This window comes from Saccharopolyspora aridisoli (assembly GCF_004348445.1).
GTDB classification, from domain to species: Bacteria; Actinomycetota; Actinomycetes; order Mycobacteriales; family Pseudonocardiaceae; genus Saccharopolyspora; species Saccharopolyspora aridisoli.
On the sequence record NZ_SMKV01000016.1, the window covers coordinates 76,562 to 90,349 of the forward strand.

Here is a 13,788-nt window from a genome sequence, read left to right on the forward strand (position 1 = left end):
TCACATCCGGAAGACGCCGAAGCCCTCGGCGCCTTCGATCGGGGCGTTGTGGATGGCCGACAGGCACATCCCCAGCACCGAGCGGGTGTCGCGCGGGTCGATGACGCCGTCGTCGTAGAGCCGTCCGGAGAGGAACATCGGCAGCGACTCGGCTTCGACCTGGTTCTCCACCGCCTCGCGCATCGCCGCGTCGCCGGCCTCGTCGAAGGGCTGGCCCCTGGCCTCCGCAGCCGCGCGGCCGACCATCGAGATCACCCCGGCGAGCTGCGCCGGTCCCATCACGGCGGATTTCGCGCTGGGCCAGGAGAACAGGAAGCGCGGATCGTAGGCCCTGCCGCACATGCCGTAGTGGCCGGCGCCGTAGGAGGCACCCATCAGCAGCGAGATGTGCGGGACCTCGCTGTTGGACACCGCGTTGATCATCATCGCGCCGTGCTTGATGATGCCGCCCTGCTCGTACTCGGCGCCCACCATGTAACCGGTGGTGTTGTGCAGGAACAGCAGGGGAGTCTCGGCGCGGTTGGCCAGCTGGATGAACTGGGTGGCCTTCTGCGACTCCTCGGAGAACAGCACGCCACGCGCGTTGGCGAGGATGCCGACGGGATATCCGTGCAGCTCGGCCCAGCCGGTGACCAGGCTGGTTCCGTAGCGCGGCTTGAACTCGTCGAAGTCGGAGCCGTCGACGACCCGCGCGATCACCTCGCGCGGGTCGAACGGCACCTTCAGATCAGTGGGCACCACGCCCAGCAGCTCGTCGGAAGGGTGCAGCGGCTCGCGCACCTCGGCGCGCGGCGCCGGGCCCTTCTTGCGCCAGTTCAGCCGTTTCACGATGGAGCGGCCGATGCGCAGCGCGTCCGGCTCGTCGACGGCGAAGTGGTCCGCCAAGCCCGACACGGAGGCGTGCATGTCGGCTCCGCCCAGCGACTCGTCGTCGGCGTCCTCACCGGTGGCCATCTTCACCAGCGGCGGGCCGCCGAGGAACACCTTCGAGCGCTCCTTGACCATCACCGTGTGGTCGGACATGCCCGGGATGTAGGCGCCACCGGCCGTGGAGTTGCCGAAGACCAGCGCGATGGTGGGGATTCCGGCCGCCGACAGCCGCGTCAGATCGCGGAACAGCGCGCCGCCCGGGATGAAGACCTCCTTCTGCGTCGGCAGGTCCGCACCGCCCGACTCGACCAGGGAGATCACCGGTAGCCGGTTGCGCTCCACGACCTCGTTGGCGCGCAACGACTTGCGCAGCGTCCACGGGTTGGAGGTGCCGCCACGCACGGTCGGGTCGTTGGCGACGATCATGCACTCGACGCCTTCGACGACGCCGATGCCGGTGACCACCGACGCGCCCACTTGGAAGTCGCTGCCCCACGCGGCCAGCGGGCACAGCTCCAGGAACGGCGAGTCCTCGTCGATGAGCAGCTCGATGCGCTCGCGGGCGGTGAGCTTGCCGCGCTTGCGGTGCCGCTCGACCTTCGACGGGCCACCACCGGCGACCGCCGTCGCGTGTGCCTCGTCGACCTCGGCGATCTTGTCGAGCATCGCCTGAGCGGCCTCGGCGTACTGCCCGGAACCGGTGTCCAGAGCGGATCGCAGGATCGTCATCCTCGGTACCCCAATCGGTTCGCCGCCAGTCCGGTCATGATCTCGGTGGTCCCGCCGCCGATGCCGAGGATGCGCATGTCCCGGTACTGGCGCTCGACCTCGGACTCGCGCATGTACCCGAGCCCACCGAACAGCTGCAAGGCCTGGTGGGCGACCCACTCGCCGGCTTCCACCGCGGTGTTCTTGGCGAAGCACACCTCGACGGTCAGGTCCTGCTCACCGGCGACGGCGCGTTCGGCCAGCCGTCGGGTGTAGACCCGGGCGACGTCGATCTTGCGGGCCATCTCGGTGAGCGTGTTCTGCACGGCCTGCCGGGTGATCAGCGCGCGGCCGAAGGTGTCGCGGTCGCGGCACCACTGCTCGGCCAGGCCCAGGCAGCGCTGCGCGCTGGCGTAGGCCTGCACCGCCAGCGAGAGGCGTTCGCTGAGGAACGCCTGGGCGATGTGGAGGAAACCGGAGTTCTCCGCTCCCACCATGTTCTCCGCCGGGACGCGGACGTCGGTGAAGGAGAGCTCGGCGGTGTCGGAGGCGTGCCAGCCCATCTTCTCCAGCTTGCGGGAGACGGTGAAGCCCGGCGCGTCCTTCTCCACCACCAGCAACGACACCCCACCCGCTCCGTCGTCGCCGGTGCGCACGGCGGTGACGACGTAGTCGGCGCGGCAGCCAGAGGTGATGAACGTCTTGGCGCCGTTGACCACGTAGTGGTCGCCGTCGCGGTCCGCGCGGGTGCGCAGGTGACCGACGTCGGAACCACCGCCGGGTTCGGTGATGGCCAGCGCCCCGATCTTGTGCCCGGCCAGCGTGGGTCTCACCCACCGCTCGATCTGCCGCGGATCACCGGCAGAAACCATGTGCGGCACCGCGATTCCGCAGGTGAACAGCGAGGCGAAGGTGCCGCCGGAACAGCCGGCGTAGTGCATCTCCTCGGCGATGACCGCGGCGTCGATGAGGTCACCGCCGCCACCGCCGACCTCGACGGGCAGCGCAGCGCCGAGCAACCCCAGCGCACCGGCCTTCTCGTGCAGCAGGCGGGGCAGTTGGCCGTCGCGCTCCCACTGGTCCTGGTTCGGCAGGACCTCGGTCTCGACGAAGCGGCACGCGGTTTCGCGCAGCACGCGCCGCTCGTCGTCGTCCCACCGGTTCACAGCAGTGCCTCCGGAACGTCGATGTGCCGGGACCGCAGCCACTCGCCGAGTCCCTTCGCCTGGGGGTCGAAACGGGCTTGGGCCGCCGCTCCTTCACCGAGGATTCCCTCCACGACGAAGTTCAGCGCTCGCAGGTTGGGCAGCACGGTGCGGGTGATCGGCAGCTCGGCGGCCTCCGGGAGCAAGGCGCGCAGGCGATCGACGGTGAGCGCGTGCGCCAGCCAGCGCCACTGCTGCTCGGTGCGCACCCACACGCCGACGTTGGCGTTGCCGCCCTTGTCACCGCTGCGCGCGGCCACGAACGTGCCCAACGGGACCCGCCTGCTGGGACCGTCGGGAAGTGGTTGCGGCAGAACCGGTTCGGGCAGCACCTCCAGCGATCGCGTCTCGGACGTCGGCGGCACGTCCACCCGTTCACCGCCCGGGAGCACCGCCACGTGCGGCACCTGGGCCGGGTCGACGTACCCCGCGGTGAACACCCCGTACGGCGAGGCCTTGCCGGGGACGCTGGTGAGACTGCACCCGGGGTAGCTCGCCAGCGCCATCTCCACGGCCACACCGGAGAACGCGCGTCCCACCACGTCCTGGTCGGGATCTCGCACCACGCAGCGCAGGATCGCGCTCGCCCGCTCCTCGGTGTCGGCGTCCGGCCGGTCGAGCCGCGACAGGGTCCAGGTCAGCCCGGACGGTCGCCGGACCAGCCCGGCTTCCAGCTGGCGTTGGGCGAGTTGGGCCTTGGCCTCGACGTCCAGACCGGTGAGCACGAAGGCCATCTCGTTGCGGAACCCGCCGAGGTCGTTGAGCGAGACCTTCAGCTCGGGCGGCGGTGCTTCGCCACGCGTACCGCTGATGCGAACCCGGTCGGTGCAGTCCTGGCTGACCTCGATGGTGTCGAGCCTGGTGGTGACGTCCGGGCCCGCGTAGCGCGCGTCCTGGACCTCGTACATCAGCTGCGCGGTCACGGTGTCGACGGTGACCGCGCCACCGGTGCCGGGGTGCTTGGTGATCACGCTCGTCCCGTCCCGCCGCAGTTCGGCGATCGGGAACCCGGGCCGGGTCAGGTCGGCGATCTCGGTGAAGAACGCGTAGTTGCCGCCGGTGGCCTGCGTCCCGCACTCGATGACGTGACCCGCGGCGACCGCTCCCGCGAGCGCGTCGTGGTCGGCGCGGTCCCAGCCGAAGTGGGCCGCGGCCGGTCCGACGATGACAGAGGCGTCGGTGACCCTGCCGGTGACCACCACGTCGGCACCTGCGTTCAAGCACTCCGCGATGCCCCAGCAGCCGAGGTAGGCGTTGGCCACCAGGGGCGAGCCGAGGTCGAGTTCGGCGGCACGCGCGGTGAGGTCGTCGCCCTCGACGTGCGCGACCGACACCTCCAGCCCCAGCCGGTCGGTGAGCTCGCGGATCCGCGCGGCGAGACCGGTGGGGTTCGCGCCTCCTGCGTTGGCCACGATCCGCACGCCCCGCTCGGCGGCGAGGCCGAGGCATTCCTCCAGCTGGCGCAGGAAGGTCTTGGCGTAGCCGAGCTCGGGGTCCTTGAGCCGGTCGCGGCCGAGGATGAGCATCGTCAGCTCGGCCAGGTAGTCGCCGGTGAGCACGTCGAGCTCGCCGCCGGTGAGCATCTCGCGCATGGCCGAGAACCGGTCGCCGTAGAAGCCGGAGCAGTTGCCGACCCGGAGGAGTTCGGAGTCGGCGCCGATCACGAGTGCTGCCCCGGCTTCCGGCCCTCGCCGGGCGCTCCGGCGAACGCCTGCGCGATGGTCAGCCAGTGCGCGGCGTCGCCCCCGGTGGTCTCGACGGCGAGGTCGTCCGGATGCCGCCGCTGGGTGACCAGCAGGCAGAAGTCCAGCGCGGGGCCGGTGATCCGCTGCGCGGCGTCGGCTGGCCCCCACTCCCACGCTTCACCGCCGGGACCGACCAGTTCGACGCGGAACAGGTCGGCCGGCGGGGTCTGGCCGTGGGCGGCGTAGGCGAAGTCGCGGGTGCGCACGCCGATGTGCGCGACGTTGCGGAGCCGCGCGGTGGGGGTGCGGGTGATGCCGAGCGCGTCGGCGATGTCCTGGCCGTGCGCCCACGTCTCCATCAGCCGCGCGGTGGCCATCGAGCCGACGCCCATGGGCGGTCCGAACCAGGGGAGCTTGCGCCCGTCCTCGACGCTGCGGAGCGCTTCGGCGAGCCGGGCGCGGCCGAGGCGCCACGTCGAGATCAGGTCGGCGGGCCGGGCGCGAGCGCGCTCCTCGGCGCCTTCGTCGACGAAGCCGAGGGGGTTGCGCGCGGCCTGGTCCACGACGGCCGCGAAGGCGTCGGGATCGGTCGCCGACAGCAGCGCCACGTCGTCGGTCCAGGCCAGGTGGGCGATCTGGTGCGCGATCGTCCACCCCTCAGCGGGAGTGGGGAGGGCCCAGCGCTCCTCGTCCAGCTCGGTGACGAGCTCGTCGAGCTCGTCACCTTCCACGCACATGTCGTCCAGCAGAGCGCCCACGTTGGCCATGCCGACCAGGGTGGGCCCGAGCCCGAGAAAAATCAAGCGCGCTTGATTGGTTTAGCGGGGACGTGAATTCGGTCGTTGTGGCGCAGGAGAGGGTGAGCAGCAGCTCTCCGGCGCCGTAGACGCGGTTGCGCAGGTCGCCGGTGCGCAGTTCGGCGAGTGGCCTCGACCCGGACCCGCGCGGTCATCGACGCCGTGGACCGCGGCAGGCAGCGCAGGCCGGTGGGTTCGCAGGTGTTGAGCTTGCCGACATGACCGCGCTCGACGAGCGGCGGGTGCCGAAGGTGACCACCGCGCCGCCCTCCTCACCTGAAACCACTCGCGTCAGCACTGAAACAGCATGTTCCACAGCGATTTCCGTCGTCGATGGCGTCCCGGATCTCCGAGAGCATCGCTACCGGAGGGACTTCCGCGTCGATCGCGCCACGACCGGTGAACCGGCCCACGTGCAGACCGGCGGGTTCGACCCGCGATGGTGTCCAGGTGCACGTTGAACATCGCCGTCGCGGATCGCGGCAGGTCGGGCCCGGTGCGCAGCAGCAGGCCCGGCTGCGCGTCGAGGAGTCCCGGCTCCGCGCGGCGAACGACCTCGGGCACGTCGGCGCGTTCGAGCACCCTCGGATCGGGCGGTCCGTGGTGCAGCACCTCGAACCCGACCTCCTCGGCGGCGCGGGCGTAGCGGCGCTTGGCCTGCTGCCAGAGCTGTTCGGGCTCCGCGGTTTCCAGCGGGCTGACCGTCGCGCGTGCCCACCAGCTCCAGGAGCAGCGCGCAGTCGTCGTCGGTGAAGGGCATCAGGCGACACCGGTGGATGCGGTTTGCAACAGCTCCTCCAGCCGTCGCCCGGCCCGCAGGAACGGAGCCGGATCGGTGGCGGTCAGTCCCTCGTGGGGTCGCGCGAGCAGGTGCGGTTCGAGGGAGAACGCGCCGTTGTAGCCGTGGTCGAGCAGCATCCGCAGGCACTCGTGCACGCGCGCGGTCCCGTCACCGGGAAGCACGTACTCGGCGTGGCCGGGAGAGCCGACGGCGTCCTTGACGTGCACGTGCTCGACGTGCGGCAGGATGCGCTGGAGCACGTCGACGGCGTCGTAGCCGTGATCGACGCCGTTGCCCACGTCGAACAGCAGTCGCAGGCACGGCCCACCGGCGTCCACCAGCCGCAGCATCCGCTCGGGGTCCGAACCGGCCCAGCCCGTGCAGTTCTCGTGCAGCAGCACCACGCCGTGGCGGGCCGCTCGGTCGCCCAGCAGCGCGATCCGGTCCAGTACACGCGCCTGCCACTCCGGTTCGTCCAGCCCGTCGGAGAGGTAGGACATGATCCTGATGTAGCGGGTGCCCAGGCTCGCGCACCGCTCGGCCAGCACGTCGAGTTCCCGCATGTCCGCGGTCGGTGGCGCGGTGATGGGACGTGACCGGTTGCCGATGCGCGAATCCAGGCACACCACGCGCAGCCCGGTGGCTCGGAGCGCCCGGCGCACCCGCAAGAACCGCGACGAGTCCAGGTCGGCCAGCGCGAGGCCGTCGACCGCGCGCAGCTCGATGCCGGGCCAGCCGAGGTCGGCGATCGCGGCGATCTGCTCCGGCAGCGCGGCGGCGGCTTCGTCCCCGATCCCGGCGAGTTGGTCAGCGTGCATGCGCGAGCGTCCTCTCCTTGGCGGCGGTGAGCAGCCGGGTGATGTCGGCGTGCAGGCCGAAGGTGCCGTGCTCGCCTGCCGGTCGCAGGTGGTGGAGGTAGGTGCGGACCATCCAGCGGGTCAGCGCGTCGTCGCGGAAAACTGCTCTGCGCCCGTTGATGTCGAGCTGGGCGTGGTCGTCGTCGGCCCCGACCGGGTAGTGGCCGACGGCCCGGACGCCGTCGAGATCGAGGGTGATGCGGCGGCGCCGGTTCGGCGCGGTCAGGTCCGACCTGATCTCGCTGCGCACGCCGCTCGCGTGCGTCAGAGCCAGCCGGGCGCTGCCCAGCCTGGGCAGGGCGGTGTCGGCGAAGCGCATGTCGGCGCACTCGGCCTCGGCGAGGTCGGCCGCACCTGCCAGCCGCAGCACCACGCCGAGCGCGTGCGGCAGCTCCACGTCGAACGCGGTCGGGTGCAGGCTGCTCGCGCAGGAACGGGTGGGGCGGGTTTCGTCCTGGTCGAAGGTGATCGACCGCAGTCCGCCGCGCCCGACGAGGCCGGTCAGGTGCTCGGTGAGCCGGGAATCGAGCCAGTGGCTGACCACCGCGACGTCCAAGGCGTGCCGGTCGCGCAACGCGCTGATCGCCGCGAGCCCGTCCAGGTCGGTGGCCAGCGGTTCCTCGACGATGAGGCGGCGGAAGCCGTGCTCGGCGAGTTCGGCGAGGACCGCCGCGCGACCCTGCGGCGGCGTGCAGACGTGGGCGACGGTGCGGTTCGGGTCGAGCAGCGCGGACGCGGAGGCGATCGAGTCGGTCGCGGTGACGTCCGGCCGGTGCCGTCTCGCGTCGGGGTCGCAGGCCACCACGGGACCTGGTGCGAACAGCCCGGACGCGACCTCGCGTGCCTGCGCCAGCGCCCGCAGGTGCAGGCCCGATCCGGCACGGCCGAACCCGATCACGAAGGGTTGCAGCATGACGCGATGTCCTTTGTGGACCAGTAGGTGGCGCGGGAACGCCGGAGAGCCCGGCTCCGGCCGACTGTACAGATCACCACCGGAGCCGGAAGTCGTTCTGCCGACGTGAAAACGGTGTCTCACTGGAAGGAGTGAAGATGTCTCGTCCACCCGTCGGAGACGATCAGGAGTCGTTAGGTTCGATCCAGGTGCGGCAGCGGTGCGGAGTGCTTCGCAGGGGGTTGGTCGGCGGTGTCCCTCGGGACGGGATTCGTTGGGCGAGTGGCGGAGGGACCCGTTCCGTTCCTCTCCCAGGCGCGCACCTTCGAAAGGCCCTGCCCGGAGATCAGCGCCCAGGCCTGCGACGTCTTCGACGACCGCAAGTTCTCGCACGGGGAGCAGGTCGGCGAACTCGCGCTCGCGGGGAGTACCGGTGCGCGACGGGTGGTCGACGCTTCCGTGCACAACTGGGCACCCGGACGTGCTGAACGCGGCGACCTCCGGGCGTGATCCCCAGGAACCCGACACGTCCTGCGCGGCTGCTGGAGAGGGACGGCCGGGTGGTGCTTCCCGACGGCACGTCGGTGTGCACCGACCGGCGGGAACTCGCCGCCGACCCGCGGTCCGAGCGCGCCCCTGGACCACACCACGCACGTGTCACCACAGCCCCTGGGAGTTCGCATGACCTGGACGTCGCGCAACGGGATCGAGATCCGCGACCTGGTGCCCGCCGAGCTGCGCGCGCACTGGGTCGAGCAGGGCTTGTGCCCGGACCGACCGATCTACGACCTGTTCACCGACCGGGTCAGGTCGCACCCGCGACGCGAAGCCGTCATCGACGGCGAGGTGGCGTTGGCCTACCAGGACCTCGACCAGGCGGTGCGGCGCGTGGCCGCCGCGCTGAGCGCCGAGGGGTTCGGCGAGGGCGACATCATCGGTATCCGGTTGCCCAACGGGTGGCGCACGGTGGTCGCGGAACTCGCGGTCGCCGCCATCGGAGCCGTGGTGCTGGCCTACCCCGGAGGGACCGGAACCAAGGACACGATCAGCCTGCTGGGCCGATCCCGCGCCGCAGCGGTCATCTTCAGCGACCCCGCTGATGCCGAGGTCGCCACCGGGCTGCCGACGCTGCGCGCGGCGCACGTCTTCGACGACCTCGACAGCGGCGCCGACTGGCACCCGCCGGAACTCGACCCCGAGGCACCGGTGCGCATCCTGGTCACCTCCGGCTCGCAGTCCGAACCGAAGATGATCGCTTACTCGCACAACGCGATGGCGGGCGGCCGGGCCAACTACGTGAGGGCGTTGAGCGGAGGCGACGAGCCGATGCGGGCCCTGGCGCTGATGGAGCTCGCGTCCTCCTACGGCTCGCTCGTCACCCACGTGAGCATCGCCGCGCTCAGTGCGACGGTCGTCCTGCAGGACCGCTTCGACGCGGGCGACGCGCTCCGCGCGATCACCCGGCACCGGCCGACCCACCTGTTCGGATTGCCCACGATGCTGCGCAGGCTCACCGAGCACCCGGCCGAAGCGGACGAGGACCTGTCGAGCCTGCGAGCGGTGGTGTCCAGTGCGGCACCGCTGTCGGACGTCACCGCCCGCGCGTGCACCCGACGGTTCGCCGCGCGCGTGATCACCGTCTACGGCTCGTCCGACGGCATCAACTGCCACACGGCGCTCACCGGCACCGGCGAGGGGACGGGAACCGGCTCACCGGACCCGGAGGTCGCCGAGATCCGCATCGTCGACGAGCTCGGGCGTGACGCCGGTCCCGGTGAGGCAGGGGAGATCTGGGCGCGCGGGCCGATGACGCCGCTGAGCTACGTCGCCGATGCCGAACTCGACGAGCGCTACCGCACGCGGGGCGGGTGGGTGCGCAGCGGTGACCGGGGCGTGCTGGACGAACTCGGGCGGCTGCACGTGCACGGCAGGATGGACAACATCGTGTCGCGCGGCGGTTACCAGATCAGCCCGGCCGAGGTGGAGCGGGAGATCGGCGCGCATCCCGGCGTGGTGGACGTGGCCTGCGTGCCGGTCCCGGACGATGACCTGGGGGAGCGGCTGTGCGCCTGCATCAGCCAGGCCGCCGGGAGCGAGGACCTGACCCTGGGCGAGGTCACCGCGTTCCTGGAGGCGGAACGGGGGCTGGAGCGGCGCAAGCTCCCGGAGTTCCTGCTCCGGTTGCCCGAACTGCCGCTGGCGCCGACCGGCGAGGTCTGCCGGCGCACGGTCACCGCGCTCGCCACCGAGCGCTTCGCTGCGGACCAGCCCGCGATGAGCTCCACGTCCGGCCTGCCGTAGTGGTGTTCGCGGATCGCGAGGAGCAGTTCGTCGCGGCACAGCGTTCCGCGGAGGAGGTGGCGATCTGAGCTTCGGTGATCGTCCTCTCGCGGGGACCCCGGCCTGGTCGGCGCAGAGGTCGGAGAGTCCGCCGAGGGAGGCGCGGAGCCGCGAGGCCGCGGGGTAGGCCCGGTCGACGCCGAAGGCGCGGGCGATCCGCTCGGCCTCCAGCTCGACGTCCTGGCGGGTCAGCCGGCGCTGCCGACGAGGTCCCAACGGGCGATCCGGGTCTTGATCCGGCCCTGCGCAACGCACCGATCCACCCGACACCGTCCACGACCGACTGTGAATTCCACTGGAACGACGCGACAGTAGCCGGTGTGGATCAGCTCGCCGGATCGCGCGCCGCGACCGCGGGAACTGGGTAGGTTCGTTCGCGCCCCGTTCCGAGAGGTGGTGCTCGTGGAGTCGTTGGCCGCGGAGATCGAGGGAATCGCGCTGGTGGACCACCACGCGCACGGGGTGCTGCCCGCTGATCCGGGTCGGGCGGAGTTCGAGGGCCTGCTCACCGAGTCCGATCGCGCCGTTCCGCCGTGGATGACGCAGTTCGACTCGCCGCTCGGGTTCGCCGTGCGGCGGTGGTGCGCCCCGGTCCTGGGGCTGGCGCCGCACACCTCGCCGGAGGAGTACCTGGCGGTCAGGCGATCGCTGGGATGGAACGAGGTGACCCGGCGGTTGCTCGACGCCTCCGGAGTGGGGTGCGTGCTGCTCGAAACCGGGCTGGACAGCGGTCTCGGTGTGGCGGACCTCGCCCGGTTGTCGGGAAGACCGGTGCACGAGGTCGTCCGCCTGGAAGCGGTGCTGGAGGAGGTCGCGCGGTCCGGGGTGTCGGCGGTGGAGCTGCCGTCGCGGTTCCGCGAGGCGCTGGCGAGCCGGTCGCCGGTGGGCCTGAAGAGCATCATCGCCTACCGGTACGGCTTCGACTTCGACCCGGAGCCGCCCGGTGAAGCCGAGGTCGTCCGAGCGGCCGGCACGTGGCTCCAGGAGGGCGCTCCCCGGGTGAGCGATCCGGTGCTGCTGCGGTTCGCGCTGTGGGCGGGCGTGGAGCGCGGACTGCCGATCCAGCTGCACACCGCCTACGGCGATCCCGACCTGGAACTGCACCGCTGCGACCCGCTGCTGCTGACCCGGTTCATCAAGAACGTCGAGCCGCACGGCGTGGACCTGCTGTTGCTGCACTGCTACCCGTTCCACCGCAACGCCGCCTACCTCGCCCAGGTCTTCCCGCACGTCCACTTCGACGTCGGGCTGGCGATCAACCACACCGGCGCGCGGTCGGAGGCGGTGATCGCAGAATCCCTGGAACTCGCCCCGTTCGCCAAGGTCCTCTACTCCTCCGACGCCTGGGGACTGCCGGAGCTGCACCACCTCGGCGCTCGGCTCTGGCGCACGGGGATGAGCCGGGTGCTGGCCCGCCACGTCGAATCCGGCGACTGGCACCTCGACGACGCGGTCCGGGTGGCCCGCATGATCGGGCGGGACAACGCCGGGCGCGTCTACCGCCTGCGCGACGCGCCACCGTGACGACGATCCGGTGAGGCGGTGGCGGATTCGAGCCAAGTGCCCGGTATCACCCACCGTGAGGTGTGGACGGTGGCGCCCCTGATCGTTACGTTGGTGGCCGCCCACCGGAGTTGACGACGTTGTTACGGGGAGGGATCAGGCGATGGCGCCTCTTGACCTGCTGTGCGCTGTGCTGATCCCGCTCGCGCTGGTAGTCGGAACGGTTGCCGCGATGGTCGGCCGGAAGGTCGTCGCGCAGCGTCTCGCGGTGACCTCCGGCGCACTCGCTGTAGTGGGCCTGGCGTTGGTCTCGGTGGTGTCGTTGTTCGGCTTGTGAGTCGACGCCCCGGCGCGGGCTGTTGGAACGCGGTGTGCGGGTCGGTAGGAACGACGTGAGACCACCTGATCGTCACGCCGGGAGGAACACCGTGTCCGCAGCCGAATTCGCGCGCGATCTGCGCGCTCGTGAGGAGCTCGTCGGGTACTGGATCGCGCTCGACGCCCCGGCCGCCACCGAGCGGATCGCGCGGGTGGGCTACGACTACCTGGTCGTCGACGTCCAGCACGGGCTCATCGGCCATTCCGGGGTGATCAACGCGTTGCTGGCCATCGATGCCGCCGGCGGTGCGAAGGGGCTGGTCCGGGTCGCGGCGAACGAGCCCAGCGGGATCGGCCACGCCCTGGACGCGGGGGCCGCCGGAGTCATCGTCCCGCTGGTCGACACGCCTGAGGACGCGGCCTCAGCGGTCGAGGCCACCCGCTACCCGCCGCGCGGGCGCCGCTCCTACGGTCCGATGCGGTCGGGCCTGCGAGTCGGCCCCCGGCCGATCGAAGCGGACGAGTCGACGGTGGTGATCGCGATGATCGAGACCGCGCAGGGCTTGGCCAACGTTCGCGAGATCTGCGCGACCGCCGGGCTCGACGGGGTCTACGTCGGCCCTGCCGACCTGTGCCTGGCCGTCGGCGGTGCCCACCCGGGAGATCCGGACGTGGCCGAGGAGTTCGAGGCCGCGGTCGAGGAGATCCAGAGCGCGGCGGCGGAGGCGGGCATCGCCGCCGGGTTCCACGTGTCCGACGGCGACGAGGCCGGACCGCGGCTCGCCCAGGGCTACACGTTCGCCAGCATCTCCTGCGACCTGGTGCACCTGGAGGCCGCCGCAGCCGGTCACCTGCGCGTGGCCAGGGGGTCGGCCCAGCGCTGAGGCCCTGAGCGCGCAGCAGCCCCGGAGCCGTTTCCTCCTCGGTGAGAAGGCCGAACCGGACGCAGTTCGGGGCTCCGGGGCCGGGTAGCTGCCTGGTATTCGCCGACCGCTCTCCCGCGTCGGGATCCACAGGTTTCGGGATTCGCACACGTCGGGTCGGCTGATGTGCCGTGGGCGGTCCTAGCGGACAGCCACCTCACAAGTCCTGTTGGTATTCAACGTCGGACCACCTCCTTTCCTGTGTGTCCGCAGGTTATGCCGCGTCCCGTTCCATCGGCAACAGATTTTTCCCGGTCCCGCTTTCGCAGGTCAGGGCCTCATCCAGTGGTCGACGCCCGGATCGTTGACACCCCTACCCCCTAGGGGTATGTTTTTTGGCAGGATGAAGGTGGACCGTCGCGGGGAGGGCATCATGGACCACGAGCACCACCACGCCGGTGTCGAGCAGCAGGACGGTCGCGCGCTGACCCGGTCAGCCATCAGCGCCACGGCGCACTGCCTGACCGGCTGCGCCATCGGCGAAGTCCTCGGCATGGTCATCGGAACCGCGCTCGGCTGGGGGGACCTGGCCACCATCGCGCTCGCGATCGCGCTGGCGTTCCTGTTCGGCTACAGCCTGACGATCGTTCCCGTGCTGCGCGCGGGCGTCGGCCTCGGCGCGGCCATCGGCGTCGCCTTCGCCGCAGACACGCTGTCGATCACCGTCATGGAGATCGTCGACAACCTGTTCATGGTGCTGATCCCTGGTGCCATGGACGCGGGCCTGGTCAGCTGGCTGTTCTGGGTCTCGCTCGCCGCGGCCCTGGCCATCGCCTTCGTGCTCACCGTCCCGGTCAACCGGGTCCTGATCAGGCGGGGCAAGGGCCACGCCGTGATGCACCAGTACCACTAGTCAGGAGCTGTTGCGGAATCGCTCGTCCCACCTGGCGGCTCCACCAGAACCGGTCA

The 13,788-nt window shown here is 71.1% G+C and carries 13 protein-coding genes; 7 read left to right on the forward strand and 6 right to left on the reverse strand.

Features of this window, described 5'->3' with window-relative positions; all coding sequences use genetic code 11:
• Genes E1161_RS15110 through E1161_RS15125 form a run of 4 tightly spaced genes read right to left on the reverse strand, consistent with a single transcriptional unit; the run spans position 1 to position 5,235 of the window.
• On the reverse strand, positions 1-1,599 hold the full coding sequence (locus E1161_RS15110) for an acyl-CoA carboxylase subunit beta (protein WP_132623841.1): 1,599 nt from the start codon (positions 1,597-1,599) through the stop codon (positions 1-3).
• A complete protein-coding gene (locus E1161_RS15115; RefSeq protein WP_132623843.1) occupies positions 1,596-2,744 on the reverse strand; it encodes an acyl-CoA dehydrogenase family protein in 1,149 nt (382 codons plus the stop codon). The genes E1161_RS15110 and E1161_RS15115 overlap by 4 nt, the downstream gene beginning before the upstream one ends.
• The gene (locus E1161_RS15120) at positions 2,741-4,447 is read right to left on the reverse strand and encodes an acyclic terpene utilization AtuA family protein (RefSeq protein WP_268951391.1); all 1,707 of its coding nucleotides are present in this window, start codon (positions 4,445-4,447) and stop codon (positions 2,741-2,743) included. The genes E1161_RS15115 and E1161_RS15120 overlap by 4 nt, the downstream gene beginning before the upstream one ends.
• Positions 4,444-5,235: a TIGR03084 family metal-binding protein gene (locus E1161_RS15125; protein WP_132623845.1), complete on the reverse strand. Its 792-nt coding sequence runs from the start codon at positions 5,233-5,235 to the stop codon at positions 4,444-4,446. The genes E1161_RS15120 and E1161_RS15125 overlap by 4 nt, the downstream gene beginning before the upstream one ends.
• A 480-nt stretch (positions 5,236-5,715) precedes the next feature.
• On the opposite strand from E1161_RS15125, the gene E1161_RS15130 reads away from it, so the two are divergent.
• The gene (locus tag E1161_RS15130) at positions 5,716-6,018 is read left to right on the forward strand and encodes a hypothetical protein (protein ID WP_132623847.1); all 303 of its coding nucleotides are present in this window, start codon (positions 5,716-5,718) and stop codon (positions 6,016-6,018) included.
• 6 nt (positions 6,019-6,024) lie between these two features.
• Here the strand turns inward: E1161_RS15130 and E1161_RS15135 are convergent, their stop codons facing one another.
• Complete coding sequence (locus E1161_RS15135) at positions 6,025-6,864, reverse strand: sugar phosphate isomerase/epimerase family protein (protein ID WP_132623849.1); 840 nt, start codon at positions 6,862-6,864, stop codon at positions 6,025-6,027.
• The gene (locus E1161_RS15140) at positions 6,854-7,816 is read right to left on the reverse strand and encodes a Gfo/Idh/MocA family oxidoreductase (RefSeq protein ID WP_132623851.1); all 963 of its coding nucleotides are present in this window, start codon (positions 7,814-7,816) and stop codon (positions 6,854-6,856) included. The genes E1161_RS15135 and E1161_RS15140 overlap by 11 nt, the downstream gene beginning before the upstream one ends.
• Before the next feature lie 261 nt (positions 7,817-8,077).
• On the opposite strand from E1161_RS15140, the gene E1161_RS15145 reads away from it, so the two are divergent.
• From E1161_RS15145 to E1161_RS15165, 6 genes are all read left to right on the forward strand, one after another.
• Positions 8,078-8,305, forward strand: a complete 228-nt coding sequence (locus E1161_RS15145; protein ID WP_132623853.1) for a hypothetical protein — start codon at positions 8,078-8,080, stop codon at positions 8,303-8,305.
• A gap of 171 nt (positions 8,306-8,476) precedes the next feature.
• Entirely contained in the window at positions 8,477-10,096 is a 1,620-nt protein-coding gene (locus tag E1161_RS15150) for a class I adenylate-forming enzyme family protein (protein WP_132623855.1), read from the forward strand.
• 441 nt (positions 10,097-10,537) lie between these two features.
• Positions 10,538-11,659, forward strand: a complete 1,122-nt coding sequence (locus E1161_RS15155) for an amidohydrolase family protein (protein WP_207920255.1) — start codon at positions 10,538-10,540, stop codon at positions 11,657-11,659.
• A 142-nt stretch (positions 11,660-11,801) separates the two neighbouring features.
• Entirely contained in the window at positions 11,802-11,975 is a 174-nt protein-coding gene (locus tag E1161_RS27180) for a hypothetical protein (RefSeq protein WP_165939801.1), read from the forward strand.
• 91 nt (positions 11,976-12,066) lie between these two features.
• Positions 12,067-12,840, forward strand: coding sequence for an HpcH/HpaI aldolase family protein (locus E1161_RS15160; protein ID WP_132623857.1), 774 nt, complete (start codon positions 12,067-12,069; stop codon positions 12,838-12,840).
• A 412-nt stretch (positions 12,841-13,252) separates the two neighbouring features.
• Positions 13,253-13,732 (forward strand): DUF4396 domain-containing protein, encoded by a 480-nt coding sequence (locus E1161_RS15165; protein WP_132623859.1) that lies wholly within the window; start codon positions 13,253-13,255, stop codon positions 13,730-13,732.
• Positions 13,733-13,788: the final 56 nt, after the last annotated feature.